The sequence below is a fragment of the Streptomyces sp. R11 genome, from assembly GCF_041051905.1.
Classification (GTDB): Bacteria; Actinomycetota; Actinomycetes; order Streptomycetales; family Streptomycetaceae; genus Streptomyces.
The window spans coordinates 7,639,790-7,654,268 of record NZ_CP163432.1; the positions used below are offsets into that span (position 1 = coordinate 7,639,790).

The 14,479-nt window shown below is 68.8% G+C and carries 16 protein-coding genes; all 16 read left to right on the forward strand.

The genetic code is table 11. The features are described 5' to 3' along the window. The first annotated feature begins 17 nt into the window (after positions 1-17). The 16 genes from AB5J55_RS35400 (at position 18) to AB5J55_RS35475 (ending at position 14,406) form a co-directional block, all read left to right on the forward strand. A complete protein-coding gene (locus tag AB5J55_RS35400) occupies positions 18-398 on the forward strand; it encodes a hypothetical protein (protein ID WP_369274523.1) in 381 nt (126 codons plus the stop codon). Between the two features lie 81 nt (positions 399-479). Next, complete coding sequence (locus AB5J55_RS35405) at positions 480-1,040, forward strand: hypothetical protein (protein WP_369274524.1); 561 nt, start codon at positions 480-482, stop codon at positions 1,038-1,040. A gap of 77 nt (positions 1,041-1,117) precedes the next feature. Beyond that, positions 1,118-1,447 carry a hypothetical protein gene (locus AB5J55_RS35410; protein ID WP_369274525.1) on the forward strand — a complete coding sequence of 110 codons (330 nt, stop codon included), beginning with the start codon at positions 1,118-1,120 and terminating at the stop codon, positions 1,445-1,447. Positions 1,448-1,476: 29 nt separating this feature from the next. After that, the gene (locus AB5J55_RS35415) at positions 1,477-1,863 is read left to right on the forward strand and encodes a hypothetical protein (RefSeq protein ID WP_369274526.1); all 387 of its coding nucleotides are present in this window, start codon (positions 1,477-1,479) and stop codon (positions 1,861-1,863) included. Between the two features lie 12 nt (positions 1,864-1,875). Beyond that, positions 1,876-6,321 carry a hypothetical protein gene (locus AB5J55_RS35420; RefSeq protein ID WP_369274527.1) on the forward strand — a complete coding sequence of 1,482 codons (4,446 nt, stop codon included), beginning with the start codon at positions 1,876-1,878 and terminating at the stop codon, positions 6,319-6,321. A 10-nt stretch (positions 6,322-6,331) separates the two neighbouring features. Next, positions 6,332-8,569, forward strand: a complete 2,238-nt coding sequence (locus AB5J55_RS35425; protein WP_369274528.1) for a hypothetical protein — start codon at positions 6,332-6,334, stop codon at positions 8,567-8,569. Between the two features lie 2 nt (positions 8,570-8,571). After that, positions 8,572-9,663: a DUF5047 domain-containing protein gene (locus AB5J55_RS35430; protein ID WP_369274529.1), complete on the forward strand. Its 1,092-nt coding sequence runs from the start codon at positions 8,572-8,574 to the stop codon at positions 9,661-9,663. Continuing rightward, a complete protein-coding gene (locus tag AB5J55_RS35435) occupies positions 9,660-10,394 on the forward strand; it encodes a hypothetical protein (RefSeq protein ID WP_369274530.1) in 735 nt (244 codons plus the stop codon). Before AB5J55_RS35430 ends, AB5J55_RS35435 begins: the two co-directional genes overlap by 4 nt. Before the next feature lie 15 nt (positions 10,395-10,409). Then, positions 10,410-11,030, forward strand: coding sequence for a hypothetical protein (locus AB5J55_RS35440; RefSeq protein WP_369274531.1), 621 nt, complete (start codon positions 10,410-10,412; stop codon positions 11,028-11,030). A 57-nt stretch (positions 11,031-11,087) separates the two neighbouring features. Further along, the gene (locus AB5J55_RS35445) at positions 11,088-12,005 is read left to right on the forward strand and encodes an N-acetylmuramoyl-L-alanine amidase (protein ID WP_369274532.1); all 918 of its coding nucleotides are present in this window, start codon (positions 11,088-11,090) and stop codon (positions 12,003-12,005) included. Between the two features lie 26 nt (positions 12,006-12,031). Beyond that, on the forward strand, positions 12,032-12,352 hold the full coding sequence (locus AB5J55_RS35450; protein ID WP_369274533.1) for a hypothetical protein: 321 nt from the start codon (positions 12,032-12,034) through the stop codon (positions 12,350-12,352). Continuing rightward, entirely contained in the window at positions 12,353-12,781 is a 429-nt protein-coding gene (locus AB5J55_RS35455) for a hypothetical protein (RefSeq protein WP_369274534.1), read from the forward strand. Continuing rightward, positions 12,778-13,131, forward strand: coding sequence for a hypothetical protein (locus AB5J55_RS35460; RefSeq protein ID WP_369274535.1), 354 nt, complete (start codon positions 12,778-12,780; stop codon positions 13,129-13,131). The genes AB5J55_RS35455 and AB5J55_RS35460 overlap by 4 nt, the downstream gene beginning before the upstream one ends. Positions 13,132-13,146: 15 nt before the next feature. Further along, the gene (locus AB5J55_RS35465) at positions 13,147-13,308 is read left to right on the forward strand and encodes a hypothetical protein (protein WP_369274536.1); all 162 of its coding nucleotides are present in this window, start codon (positions 13,147-13,149) and stop codon (positions 13,306-13,308) included. 286 nt (positions 13,309-13,594) lie between these two features. Beyond that, a complete protein-coding gene (locus AB5J55_RS35470) occupies positions 13,595-14,164 on the forward strand; it encodes a recombinase family protein (protein ID WP_369274537.1) in 570 nt (189 codons plus the stop codon). Further along, positions 14,161-14,406 carry a hypothetical protein gene (locus tag AB5J55_RS35475; protein WP_369274538.1) on the forward strand — a complete coding sequence of 82 codons (246 nt, stop codon included), beginning with the start codon at positions 14,161-14,163 and terminating at the stop codon, positions 14,404-14,406. Before AB5J55_RS35470 ends, AB5J55_RS35475 begins: the two co-directional genes overlap by 4 nt. Positions 14,407-14,479 lie beyond the last annotated feature (73 nt).

Below are 14,479 nucleotides of genomic sequence, written 5' to 3' on the forward strand. Positions count from 1 at the left end.
CGCTCCCTGTCGCTCCGATGCCGGACGTCGAGCAGGTCGCCATCGACCTCCTCGCGGAGGTACTCGACGACGCAGTAACGGTCGGCAGTGAGTGGCCGGAGAACCTGGCGCAGAACCTGCCCGTCGTGGCCGTCGCACTCGGGCCCGGCGGGGGATCGGCCATCAAGGCGGTCACGGCGAACCGCGGCCTCGATATCGACATCCTGGCCGAGACGAAGCCTGAGGCGCGCGACCTGGCCGCTCTGGTCTCCGCCCACCTGCTGGCCGCACAGAGCACGACCCGGGCCGGCGCCCGCATCTACGGCGTCGAGGAGACCAGCCTCATCTGGCTGCCCGACGCGGTCACGAACATCCCCCGCTACGTGCTCGTGATGAGCATGGTGGTCCGCCCCGCGTAACAGCACCCAACCCGCACCCCATCACCCATTCACCCGTCGGCGTCTGGCCGTGCGGGTCCTCGCTATGCCTGGAGGCATCCCGTGGCGAACGACGCCGACAACGTGAGGGTCGGTCTCAACGGCTCGATCTACATCGCCCCGAAGGGGACGACCGCCCCGACCGATCTGACCACTGCCTGGGCTGCCGGGTGGGTGGATCTCGGCTACCTGTCCGACGACGGCGTGGAGATGTCGTACTCGACGGAGACCGAGGACATCAACGCCTGGCAGTCCCTCAGCCCGGTGCGCAAGGTGCTGACCGGCGTCGACATGACGCTGGCGTTCACTGCGATCGAGCTGAAGACGTCGACGATGACGCTGTACTTCCCCAGCGCCACGATGACGGACGTGTCCGGCACCGTGCACAAGCTGTCCATTCCGGCGGCGCCGGAGCCGGACGAGCGGGCGATCGGCCTGGAGTGGGTCGACGGCGACATCACCAACCGCCTGGTGATCGCCCGCGGCGAGGTCACCGACCGGGAGGCCATCACCTTCGCCCGCTCGGGCGCGGTCGGCCTCGGCATGACCGTCTCCGCCTACGCCGACACCGCCCCGGAGATCGCGGTGTGGCTGTCCAACGACCCGTCCTGGTCCGCGGCGTAACCCCTTCTCCCGGCAGGCGTGCCATGCGGGTCGCGCCTGCCGGGCCTCAACCCGCTACCACCCGCAAGGAGAACCACATGCCCAGCAAGCCTGTCGGCACCGAGGTCGTCGACCTCAACTCGCTCGCCAAGCAGCGCCGTGACGCGCTGCCCGAGCCGACCACCTACAACCTGTTCGACGTCACCTTCACCCTGCCGCCTATCAAGGCCCTGCCGTTCGAGCTGCAGGAGCGCGTCGGCGACCTCGACAACACCGTCGGCGTCCTCAAGGACATCCTCGGCGCGGACAAGGTCAAGGAGATGTACGCGGCCGGGTTCACGTTCGGCGACCTGGAGCTCATCGCGCAGGAGTGGCAGAAGCGCTCTGGTGTCGAGCCGGGGGAATCTCAGGCCTCCGCCGCTTCCTAGAGGAGTACGGGGAGGCCGTCGAGTGGGATATGGCCCGCTACTGGCCTGGCCGCAGCCTGTTGGAGCTGTACCGCGGGGAGATGTCGTGGCGGGAACTGAAGGTGTTCCTGAAGTTCCTGCCACCGGACAGCGCCACCGCGCGGGCGGTGCGCGGGTCCTCGCCGGAGGAAGAGGCCTGGACGCTCGACCGGCAGCTGCTGGCGACTATCGCTGACGCCGTCCGCGAGAACACGTTCGCCACGGTCAAGGTCGGCGGCGACCCGAAGAAGACGGGCCGGCTGAAGCCGCCGAGGCCCATTCCACGGCCTGGTGTCGAGGAGCCGCAGAAGAACAACGTCATCAAGTTCGGTGGCCGTCACGGCTCTGGAGCAAAGCAGTTGGCGCAGGTCTTCGGGAGGCCCGCCGCGAACCAGTAACGGGGGTGCGCGGTGGCCGGTGCTGGTGGCGTTCTCGTCGGACGCGGATACGTCTCCATCCGGCCAGAGTTCGAAGGGGACTGGTCCAACGCCGTCAACGCCCGCGCCTCCCGGGCGGGCAAGTCCGGCGCGGGCGCCTTCGGTAAGGCGTTCGGCGCCGGCATCAAGGGCATTGGCGCGCTGGCCGGTGTGGCGATCGCGGCGAACCTGTCGTCGGCCGCCGCCGGCGCCGCGGTGCTGGCGCCCGCCCTCACGACCGCCGCCGCCGCAGCCGGCGCTCTGAAGCTCGGCCTGTCCGGTGTCGGGGACGCCTTCAAGGCGGCGTTCGCGGACACGTCCGCGCAGGCCTCCTCGGCGGCCTCGGCGACGCGTGCTGTCGAATCGGCACAGCGCGGTCTGGCGAACGCGCAGCGCGGGCTCGCGGACGCGCGCGTGCAGGCGGCCGAGCGCGTGCAGGAGGCGCAGCGGGCGGTCGCCGACGCGGAGCGGGATCTGGCGCGAACGGTCGAGGAGTCCGCTCAGCGGCAGCGTGACGCCGCTCAGGACGTCCGCGATGCGGAGCGGGACCTGCGGGATGCGCAGCTCGACGCTCGTGAGGCGCAGGAGTCCCTCACGGATGCGCGCGAGGACGCCACACGCGCCCTGCAGGACATGAACACCCGGCTGTCCGAGTCGAGGCTCGACGAGCGGGAGGCCGTCCTCCGGCTGAAGGAAGCCGAGACTGAGCTCCGCGCCGCGCAGGCCAACCCGGGTGTGACCCCGGACCAGCTCGCCAAGATTCAGCTCGCCTACGACCGGGCCAAGCTCAACCTGCAGGAGCAGCGCACCGAAACGCAGCGCCTCGCCTCCGACACCGCCAAGGCGAACAAGGCAGGCGTCGAAGGCTCTGAGCTGATGCAGCAGGCCCGCGAGCGGGCCGCTGCCGCCGGCGAGACGGTGGCTGACAGAGAGCGCGCACTCGCGCGGGCCCAGGAGGAAGCACGCCGCACCGGCATCGAGGCCGCACAGGACATCGCCGACGCTCAGCGCGCACTCGGCGAGGCACAGCAAGGTGTCGACAAGGCACGCGCCGACGGGCAGCGGCAAATCGAGGACGCCCAGCGGGCCGTCGCCGACGCTGCTGCCGCGGTCGCGGACGCGCAGGCCGCCGCGGCGGCGCAGACATCACAGCTCGACCAGGCCATGGCGAAGCTGTCCCCGAACGCGCAGAGCTTCGTGCGCGCCGTACAGGGGCTGGCGCCCGCCTGGAAGGCGATGCGGCTCAGCGTTCAGGACTCCCTGTTCCAGGGCCTGGACTCCACCGTCACCACGCTCGGCCGCACCACCATCCCGATCCTGCAGCGGCAGCTCACCGCGACAGCGGGCGTGTGGAACGAGATGGCCAAGTCGGCGGCCGGTGCGGTCACGGAGATGGCCAAGTCGGGGATGCTCGACAAGATCCTCCAGGGCGCCACCGACAACTTGGCGGTCTTCAAAGACACCCCAAAGCAGCTCGTCACCGCATGGGGACAGCTGGCGGTGGCGGCGCAGCCGGCATTCAACAAGCTGCTCACCCAGTTTGCCGGGGCGATCAAGTCGTTCACGGACGGCATCGCCGCCTCGTTCGAGTCGGGTGGCCTCGAGGAGGCCATCAACACGGCGTTCGGCATCCTCAGCCAGTTCGGGACGCTGATCGGCAACATTTTCGGCGTCGTATCGCAGATCTTCAAAGCGGCGAGCGACGCGGGCGCCGAGATTGTCGGCACCCTCGGCGCCGTCTTCGGCGAGCTGGAGAAGATCCTCGCCACACCCGAGATGCAGGCCCAACTGCGGTCGCTGTTCGCTTCGGTGGCGCAGATCGTCTCAGCGATCGTCCCGGTCATCGGGGCGGTCGTGCAGGCCGTCGTGCCCCTGCTGGCGGCCATCGCGGCACCCATCGCTGAGCTGGCCACCGCTCTCGGCCCGGTGCTGGGAGTGCTCGCGACCACACTCGGGGCCGCGCTCACGCCGATCATTCAGGCGCTGATGCCGGTCCTGGTGCAGGTTGGCGCGGCGATCATTCAGATCGTCCAGGCGGTTATGCCGCTGCTGCAGCCGATCGCTGCTCTGATCTCCGCGATCGTCACCGCGCTGGCGCCAGCCCTCCAGCCTGTGATCGCGCTGGTGACGAATCTGGTGCGGGCGCTCGTCGGGCCGCTGACGTCGGTGGTGAAGGCGATCTCGCCGATCCTGACGCAGGTCGCGGAGATGATCACTCAGGTCTTCCTGGATCTGATGACGGCGATCGAGCCGCTGATTCCCATCGCCCTGCAGTTGGTAGAGCAGGTATTCGCCGCGCTGCAGCCGATGCTGCCCGCGGTGGCGACCGCGTTCGGTGCGATCGCACAGGCAGCGGTGGCGCTGCTGCCGCCGATCGCGCAGATCGCCACCCAGTTGGCGCAGGCCCTCCTCCCGATCATCGCCGACCTGGCACCCCTGGTTGCCCAGCTCGGTGACCTGTTCGCGGGACTGCTGCTGCAGGCCATGCCACCGCTGACGGAGGCAGTGCTGACGCTGTTCACTGCGCTGGAACCGCTGTGGCCGCTGCTCGGTGAGCTTGTCGGGCAGGTCGTGGGCCTGGCCACTGGCCTACTGGCGCAACTGCTGCCGTCGTTCGTGCAATTGGCTCTGGCCTTCGTTCCGATCATCCCGTCGCTGGCGGAGATCCTGGCGCTGGTCATCGAGCTGGCAGTGAACGTCCTGTCGCATCTGCTGCCTCCGCTGGTGCAGCTCGCCGGATTCCTCGCCGGCATACTCGCCGGTGCGCTGAAGGTGGCCATCGGATGGCTGGTGAAGATCGTGGGCTGGATCTCAACGATCGTCGCGTGGATTGCCGACAAGCTGGGGCCGATCTTCAAGTGGGTAGGCATCCTGATCACGGGTGTCATCGACGGGATCGTTTGGGTCTTTCGCCGGCTGTACGACATCCTGATCGGGCACAGCATCCTGCCTGACATCATCAGGTTCCTCCGCGGACCGTTCGCCGCCGTCTTCCGGTGGATCCGCGACAACGTGATCCGGCCGGTCATGAACGGCATCTCCGCGACGATCAAGGTGGCGTGGGAGAAGGGCATCCGGCCTGTCTTCAACACGTTGAAGAGCGCGATCGGGTCCGTGGCCGATGCTTTCGATACGGCCCGCAAGGCGATCAAGGTCGCGTGGGACAGGCTGAAGAAGATCGCCAGGGATCCGATCCAGTACGTCGTCGACATCGTCTACAACAAGGGCATTGTCGGTGTCTGGAACAAGATCGCAGGGGCGTTCGGTGCCGACAAGCTCAAGCCGTTCAAGTTCGCCCGAGGCGGCATCCTGCCCGGCTACACACCCGGCAGGGACCCGCACAAGTTCTACAGTCCCACCGGCGGCGCCCTGGAGATGTCCGGCGGCGAAGCCATCATGCGGCCCGAGTTCACCCGCGCCGTCGGACCCGGGTTCGTGTCGTACTTCAACCGGCTGGCGAAGTCCTCCGGCGCGTCCGGAGTGCGACGGCAGCTGGCGCCCCTACTGGGCGGCAACCCGCGCACCGGCACCGACCACAGCCTGCGGTTCGCGGACGGCGGCATCTTCAGCTGGGTCAGCAGCGCAGCGTCCGCCGTCAAGGGCGCAGGGTCCGCGGCGTGGAACGGCATCAAGAAGGGCGCCAAGTGGCTGGCCGACACGCTCGAGGCGTCCGCGCGTGCGGGCGTGAAGAACGTCGTCAACCCGCTGCTGCGGAACTTCCCCGGCGCCGATACCGGCATCGGCAAGATGATCCGACGCATCCCCGACAAGATCATCGACACCCTGTTCGGCTACAGCAAGAAAGCCGACGAGAAGGGTGGCGGTGGCCTGGGCGGTCCGCGGATCCAGGCGGCGCTGCGTTGGGCGAAGACGCAGGACGGCCTGCCGTATCAGTGGGGCGGCAACGGCCGCCCGTCGTGGGACTGCTCCGGTTTCATGTCCGCGATCGAGTCCGTGATCCGCGGGCAGAGGCCGCACCGTCGCTGGTCGACGCACGCCTTCCACGGCAAGACGGCCCCGCCCGGCTGGGTCTACCACGGCAACTCGCCATTCAGGGTCGGCATCACCGCGGCCGGAGTCGGCCACACCGCAGGCACCCTCGGCAAGACCAACGTCGAGAGCCGCGGCGGCGACGGCGTAGTCGTGGGCCGCAGGGCCCGCGGCTACAAGGACAGGCTGTTCACCAGCTGGTACGGCTTCCAACCCGGCAAGTACGACGCCGGCGGATTCCTGCAGCCCGGCTTCAACCTGGCCTACAACGGGACCGGGAAGCCCGAACCGGTCCTGACCGGGGCGCAGTTCAACGCGCTCGCAGCCCGCGGCGGCGACGAGCCGATCACGGTGGAGATCCACACGCAAGACCGGGCGCTCGCCGACTTCATCGACGTGCGCGTCCACCGCAATCAGCAGGAACTGATGGCCGTCATCAACGCGAGCTGAGGGGGCGACTGTGGCTATCCCCGGGAACCTCCTCTCCGCGACGACGTCGGAGATCGACCCGAATACGTCGGGCTGGGTGCAGAAGCTCAACGCGACGCTCAGCAAGGGCACGGGCGGCCGGGTTGGCGACGGCTGCCTGGTCGTCAGGTCGGTGGCGGCGGGCGAGACTCAGGCCCGCACCGTCTCCTCCTACGCCGTCACCCCCGGCACGGTCTACTACGCGTTCTCGGACGCGGCAGGGGCGTCGTCGACAGCGGAGCGGATCGGCATCCGCTGGATGTCGAACGTCGCCACCGAGATCAGCATCACCTGGTCGGTGTCCACTGCCGCGGCGTCGGCGTCCTGGCATCGGGTGAGCGTGGCCGGGCAGGCGCCTGTCGGGGCTACTCAGGCGCAGGTGGTCCTGTCGGCGACTGAGCCTGGCGCGGCCGTCAACCATTTCTGGGAGAACGTCTACTTCGGGCTTCCGATCCGCACGACCGGCAACCTCCTCGACTTCAACACCGAGTCCACGGAGGTCGACGCCAGCGGCTGGGCGGCGGTCGTCAACGCGACGATCTCCCGGCAGGTTCCGGTCGTGAACTGGGCGTCCACCCAGTACCTGGCGGGCGGGCACACGTTGGCGATGACCGCGATCGCCGCCGGCAACGCGTCCGTGCTGGCCACCGCTCGGCCGACGGTGACGCCGGGCGTCGAGTACCTGGCCTACTGCTATCTGCAGCCGCCGACGCTCGCGTCGACGGCGTGGATCGAGCTGCGCTTCTACGACATCAACGACAACCAAGTCGCCGTCCAGCGCAGCACGTTGGCGCCGCCGGGGACGGGCATGTACCGGCAGCGAGCATCGCTGGTGGCGCCGGCCAACGCCGCAACCTGCAGCGTGGCCGCCGGTCTGGACAGTGCATCCGCAGGGCAGGTGCTGCGACTGGAGACCGTCGTCGTCACGGTCGCGCCCAAGTTCGCGGCCGGGTCGATCCTCACCTACTCGGCAGCCTCCTTCGAGCAGGCCGGGGCGTCCGGCTGGACGACGACCTCCGGGGTGGCGACCCTGGCCCGCACCACACCGTGGGGCCTGTCCTTCTTCGAGGGCGCCTACTCGCTGGCAGTCTCGTCGGCCACGGCGACCGCGAGCACCATCCGATCGGGCCGCTTCTCCGGCGTCGTAGCGGGCGAGAACTTCCGGGCGCAAATCCTCGCCCACCCGGCGGCCGGCTCGTGGTCGAGTGTGACGATCCGAATCCGCTGGTTCGACGCCTCCAACAACGACCTCGGCGCATCCACGGGGAACGCCTTCACGTTGCCGGGCTCGTCCTGGTACCTGCTCCCGTCGGACGCCGTGGCCCCGGCGAACGCAACCCAGGCCGCTGTCGAGCTGGTCGCGACAGCGGCCGCGACCAGCAGCGTCCTGCACATCGACCAGGCGGCGCTGTGGCAGGTACTGCCGCAGACCGCCGTCGAGGCCGTCGACTCAGGCGGCTACATCCAACTGACGCTGCGGGAGCTGACGCTCGACTACGAGCTGACCGTGTGGCGGCTCCAGGCGGACGGCTCCCGCGCACTGGTCCGCGGCCCGTCGGGGCTGATCGACCGGCAGGTCATCACCTCCGACATCATGGTGATCGAGGACCATGAGGCACCGCTCAACACCCAGGTCCGCTACTACATCGAGCAGTACGCGCCCGGCTCTCTGACGGTCGCGTCCACGCGCTCCAGCGAACGGGTCACGTTGACGCTCGACGACTTCAACCTGTGCTGGCTGAAGGACCCGGGGAATCCGCAGCGCAACATGCGGGTGATGGTGCGGCAGGCCCCGGACTGGAGTCGGCCCATCGAGCAGGCGTCGTTCGTGGTGCGCGGCCGACGCAACAAGGTCACTCTGTCGGGGCGACGGCAGGGACTCGAGGGCGACCTCGTCCTCCTGACCCAGTCGGACGAGGAACGGGCGGCCTTGCACCTGCTGCTCGACTCCGGGAACACGCTGCTCTGGCAGGCAGTCCCAGGCATGGGCGTCGCCGACATGTACGTCGCCGTCGGCCAAGTCCCCGAAGCCCGGGTGAGTCCACTTGCCCAGGAGCAGTGGCGGGAGTGGACGCTGCCCCTGACAGAGCAGGACCTGCCCGTAACCGTCGGTGTCAACGGGGCGGCCGGCCGCACCTGGCAGGACGTCGTCACCGAGTTCGCCACCTGCCAGGACGTCCTCGACACCTACGCCACCTGCGAGGCGCTGCTACTCGACCGCCGGGGGTGATCGTGTACCCCGTAACGGATCGGTTCCTGGCCCGGCTCGCCGAGTCCCACACGCCGGTTACTCAGGTGCAGTTGTTCCTGACGACCGGGCAGGTCATCGACCTGGAACACACGGGCGGATCCGTGACGGTGGACCGCTCGAACGCGATCCGCCGCACCTGCTCCGTCACCGTCGCAGACCCGGCCCTCATCCCGCGCACACCATCCGATCAGCTCGCGACCTACGGGGCCCGGCTACGGATCGCCCGCGGCGTCGAGTATGGCGACGGCTCGCAGGAGTTGGTGCCGCTCGGCGTGTTCCGTCTCGACTCCGTCGAAGGTGACGTCTCCGAAGGGCCGGCCACCCTCCAGGGGAAAGGTCTGGAGGCAGTCGTCGCCGACGACAAACTGACCGAGCCCTACAGCGCCACAGGCACCGTCGTCGGCGCCGTCACCGCCCTCATCCAGCGCTCCATCCCAACCGCCGACGTCGTCAGCCTCATCGTCGACACCCCCATCGGCAGCAGGGTCTTCGACATCGAAGCCGACCCGTGGGCCGGGGCTCAGGAGATCGCAGCAGCAGCCGGCGCCGAGGTCTACGCGAACGCTGACGGCACCTTCATCATCGCCACGCTGCCCGACCTGACGACGGCCACCCCGGTCTGGGCGATCGAAGCAGCCGAGGGTGGCGTCTACATCTCCGGCAACCGGGCCATGAGCAGCGACAACGTCTTCAACGGAGTCCTCGCCAGGGGTGAGAACACCTCCGACAGCGTCGCCCCCGTCTCGTATCTCGCCACGGACGACGACCCCAACTCGCCGACGTACTGGGACGGCCCGTATGGCAGGCGACCCATGTTCTACAGCTCGTCGACGCTGATCACGGTCAACGCGTGCACGCAGGCCGCCAACCTCAAGCTGGCCGCAGCGAAGGCGCCGAACGCTTCCGGTGACATCTCCAGCCTGCCGAACCCAGCGTTGGAGCCAGGCGACGTGCTCAGGGTGATGCACGAGGACGGCACCCGCGAACTCCACCAAGTCGCCTCGTTCTCAGTGCCGCTGGAGCCGGGCGGCAACTTCCCGATCTCGACCATCAGCGCCAAGGAGGATGCGTGAAGTCCTCCCACGGCGTGCACCGCGACCTTGCGTGGGCGCTCAAGGAGCAGGCGAAGCGCACGGGGGAGCGGTCGCCGGGCGTGCGCGGCGCCGACTGGCGGCTCGCCACCGTCACTGCTGTCAACGCGGACGGGACCATCGTCGCTGACGACATCACCGCCCGCCGCCTCGAGAGCTACCTGTCGCCTGCCATCGGCGACATCGTCGTCCTCGACCAGAACTCGATGGGCAACTGGCTGTGCCGCGGCCGGCTGGCCACGGGCAGCGACCCCATCGGCGGGTTCCGCGTTGCCCGCAAGACCGCCGACACCGCACGCACGTCGACAATCACGCAGGTCGCCGACCCGCACCTGTCGTTCGCGGTGCAAGCCAACGCCGTGTACCTCATGGACGGCTGGATCAAATACGACGCTGACGCTGCTGGCGACATCAGCCTCGACTGGACCGTGCCCGCCGGGTCCCTAGGCGAATGGACCGGGTCCGGGGCGAGCATCGACACCGCAGGCGCCGCCAACGGCTACAGCGTCCAGCTCGCCGCCACCGATATCGACGCACTCCGCTCCTACGGCGGGGCAGGCGCGGGCGCGAACCTCACGATCGACATCAAGGGCACCCTCCGCGTAGCCGCCACCGCCGGCACCTACGCGCTGACCTGGGCGCAACGCGTGTCCAACGGCACGGCGACCACCGTCTACACCGATTCCTGGCTGCGGCTCCACCGCGTCGCCTGACACGAAGGGGGCCGCATGCCCACCACGGACGACTACGGGCAGGGCATCAGCCTCATCTCCCTGACCGACGTTCCCGACATCCCGAAGGCCATCGCCGACCTCGCCGCCGGCGTGATCCCGCGCGGCGTGCTGCGGTTCGCGTCCTCGTCGACGCGCGGCGCCACGCTGGTCGGAGACTCCGCCCCGGTCGAAGGGATGCTGTCGTGGCTGCAGGACGTCAACCGGCTCGACCTGTACGACGGTTCGGCCTGGGTGGCCGTGTCGACGGGCGCCTCCGCCTGGACAGCGATCAGCCTGGAAACCGGCTTCACCCAGAACGGCAACAGCAACGGGACGCTGCAGTACCGGCTACTGAACGTCTCCGGTGAGGAGAGCCTGCAGTTCCGGGGCGCGGTGAACCGCACGTCGTATCCGTCATCCCCGCCCGGCTCCTACGTCATCAACTCCACGGCCCTGCCGACCGCGGTACGCCCGGCGACGCTGCGCACGGTGCTGATCCCCTGCTCCGACGTGTCCTCGGACCGCATCGCCCTGAAGCTGGACGTCCGCACCGACGGCTACCTCGAGGTCTTCGGGTTCTCCAGCACTACGAAGCCGCCGTGGATCGGCTTCAACGGAACCCTCGTCAGCCTCTAACCCGCCCGCGCCCCGCCCCACCTGGGCGCCTTCGTCATGCCCAGAAAGGGGGACGTCTTGAAGCTCGTCTCCAGATCCCAGTGGGGCGCTCGCGACTACCGCCTGCCCAACGGGGCCACCCCGTACAGCCGGGCCCGCCGCGGCGTGAAGCTCCACTACCTCGGCACCGCCTACTCGGATCGCAGCCACGACCGGTGTGACGACTACGTTCGCCAGATCCAGGCCCAGCACATGGACAGCAATGGCTGGTCGGACATCGGCTATTCGTTCGTCGTCTGCACTCACGGCTACGTGTACGAGGGCCGCGGCCTGCGCCGCCGCAACAGCGCGAACGGCTCGACTGCGCTGAACGAGCAGGACTACGCGATCGTCCTGCTCGTCGGCTCGTCCGGCCTCACCAAGCCGACCGACGCCCAACTCAACGGCGCCCGCGATGCCATCGAGTACTGCCGCAAGGAAGGCCCGGCCGGCGCATGGCTCGGAGGGCACCGCGACGGCTACGCCACCAACTGCCCCGGCGACCCCATCTACGCGTGGGTCAAGGCCGGCGCACCACGACCCACCGCCCAGCAGGAGGACGACGACATGCCCACCGCCGCAGAGATCGCCGAGGCGGTCGTAGCCAAGCTCATCGCCGGGGGAGGCGTCCTCGAGAACAGCGACTTCGATCGCCTCTTCGCTCGGGACGCCATCCCCGCCGCCCGGCCCCCGTACAACAACCCGGACTACTACGCGGCCGACGGGAAGACCGTCGCCAACGACACGTGGACGTTCAAGTACGCGGTACAGACGGCCGTCGAGAACGCCCGCGAGGCCGTCGCCCGCATCAAGAACCTCGAAGGCAGCGTCGGCGCCGTCGACCTGGCGGACGCCGACATCGCCGCCCTCGCCTCCGCCGTCGCCTCCAACCCGGCACTCGCCGAGCAGATCGCGGAGAAGGTCGCCGTCAAGCTCGCCGAACGCCTCGCCGACTAGCCCAACCAGCAGAAACGAGAACTCACATGGACGCATCCCTCGACAAGGCCTACTGGCTCGGTCTTGCCATTTCCGTCGTGCTGCCGGTCCTCGTCGGACTGGTCACCAAGCACGTCACCCACGCTGGCGTGAAGGCCGTCCTCCTGCTCGCGCTGTCCACCCTGAACGGGTTCCTCGTCGAGCTCGCCAACCCGGGTCCGGACTACGACTTCGGCACGGCGGTCATCCTGTCGCTGGTCTCCTTCGCCACCGGTGTCCTCATGCACTTCGGCCTGTGGAAGCCGGCCGGCATCAGCGACAAGGCGCAGTCCGCCCTCGGCGGCGGGGCCCCGGTCCGGAGCGTCTGAGTGCCGCGCCGTGTCGCCCGGCGGCTGGGCCGGGCACTCGGCCGCCGCGGCACGATCCTCCTCTGCTACGGCGCCGTATGGACCCTGTACGGGTACGCGCAAGTAGCGTCACCGCCGCCGGACCAGCGCGGCCTGCAACCGCTGCTGGAACTGGCGCCACTCGCCGCCTGGGGCTGGCTGTGGATGGTGGCCGGCATGCTCGCCATGGCGTCGGCATGGCTGCCGCAGGGCATCGACTGGGTGGCCTATCCGGCACTGCAGCTGGTCGTCCTGCCGTGGATGGGTTGCTACCTCATGACGTGGATCATGGGCGACTATCCGCGGGGGTGGATCGCCGCGGCCGTGTGGGGGCTGATCTCCATCCCGGTTTGGGTCACTGCGGGATGGCCCGAGCCGCCCCGCGTCAAGAGAGTGAGCGTTGACGTATGACGGTGGACACTTGGATCCAGGCCGGGCTGGCGCTGATCGGCACCACGGGCGGCGTCGTCGCCGCCCGATCCGCCCGCCGCACCAAACGGCAGGAGAAGAGGGACGACTTCCTCGCCATCTCCACCCAGCAAGGCGCGGCCATCGAACGCCTCGAAGCGCGCGTCCAACGGCAGGAGACCGAGGCGGAGAAGCAGCGCGAACGCATCGGCGACCAAGACGAGGCGATCGGCTGGCTCCTGCACCGTGTCCGCTCGCTGGTGTCGCACATCAAAAAGGCTGGCCTCGAAGCGCCACCTGCCGAGCCAATGTCGGAGCGGGCCCGCCGCTACATCCACCACATGGACGTGTGAGAACTGGAGTGCGATATGCCCGAGGCCATCGAACGCCCGCCGCGCCGTGACGACACCGCCGCCGACGTGGGCAGCCTCGTCGCCCTCGGCCGCGAAGAACCGCCACCGATCCCCGCGCCGGCGACGAACCCGTTCCTCGAACCGGACCTGCCGCCACCCGACGATGAGCCCGCGTGACAGACGCCCCTCCTGCCTTCGGGCGGGAGGGGCGTTTCGTCGTGCCGGAACGGTGGGCTGCGGCCGCCCAGTTGGACGCTACTGCTCTCGATAACATGCCATACGCGGGCCCCGCTCCGATCAGGGAGCGGGGCCCTTCGTCGTGTCCGGGGCCGGTCTGCGCTGTGTCCGCAAACGAACGTCTGTGAGTCAATGGCGCCGAACGCGCCCGTCCTGCACCCTTGTTGTTACACAACCCGTGTCCGCATCTATGTAACGATCTCCCCCGTTCTCGATACACTGGGGTATGCGAATCGGCTACGGACGCGTGTCCACCTCCGACCAACACCCGGAAGCTCAGCGCGACGCACTCGACGCCGCGAACTGCGACCAGATCTTCGTCGACAAACTCAGCGGCAAGCTCGCCTCGCGACCCGAACTCGACAAGGCCCTCATCGCCGTCCGCGAAGGCGACCACCTCGTCATCACCAAGTTGGACCGGCTCGGCCGCTCACTCCGTAACCTCATGGACATCGGCGACGACCTCCGTGCACGCGGCGTTCAGCTCGTCGTCCTGGACCAGGGCATCGACACCTCGACCCCCGTCGGGCAGATGTTCTTCCACATCCTCGGCGCCGTAGCCGAGTTCGAGCACTCACTAATGGTCGAGCGCACCAAGCAGGGGCTCGAAGCTGCCCGGGCGCGCGGCCGAACCGGTGGACAGAAGCCCAAGCTCCGCCCTCGCCAGATCAAGTTGGCTCAGCAGATGTACGACGAGACCGGTGGCGACGGGAAGCGCAAATACACCGTGCAACAGATCGCCGAGGAGTTCGGCGTCAGTCGCCCCACTATCTACCGCTACCTGGAGCGCCCATGACGATCTACGACGGAGTAATGGCTGACATGGCGCTGTGCCAGACCGAGTTGTGGCGGATGCGTGTTGCGGCGCATATTGAAGCCAACCCATCGTGTACAGCGCAGGACATCCTTGACTTGCTGGAAGAGGGAGTCCGTGAAGCGACGACCACGCGGGTCGCGGCGTATGCGGCAAACGGCAAGCCGGCCGACGAGGCCGAGCGGGAAGCGCGCCTGTATCTGAGCTGGATACGGGGGGAGTAACCCGGCCCCGTGCCACACTGGCCGTAGCCCCGCCGGGCTCCCCCGTCTCGGCGGGGCTTCTGCATGTAGCGGG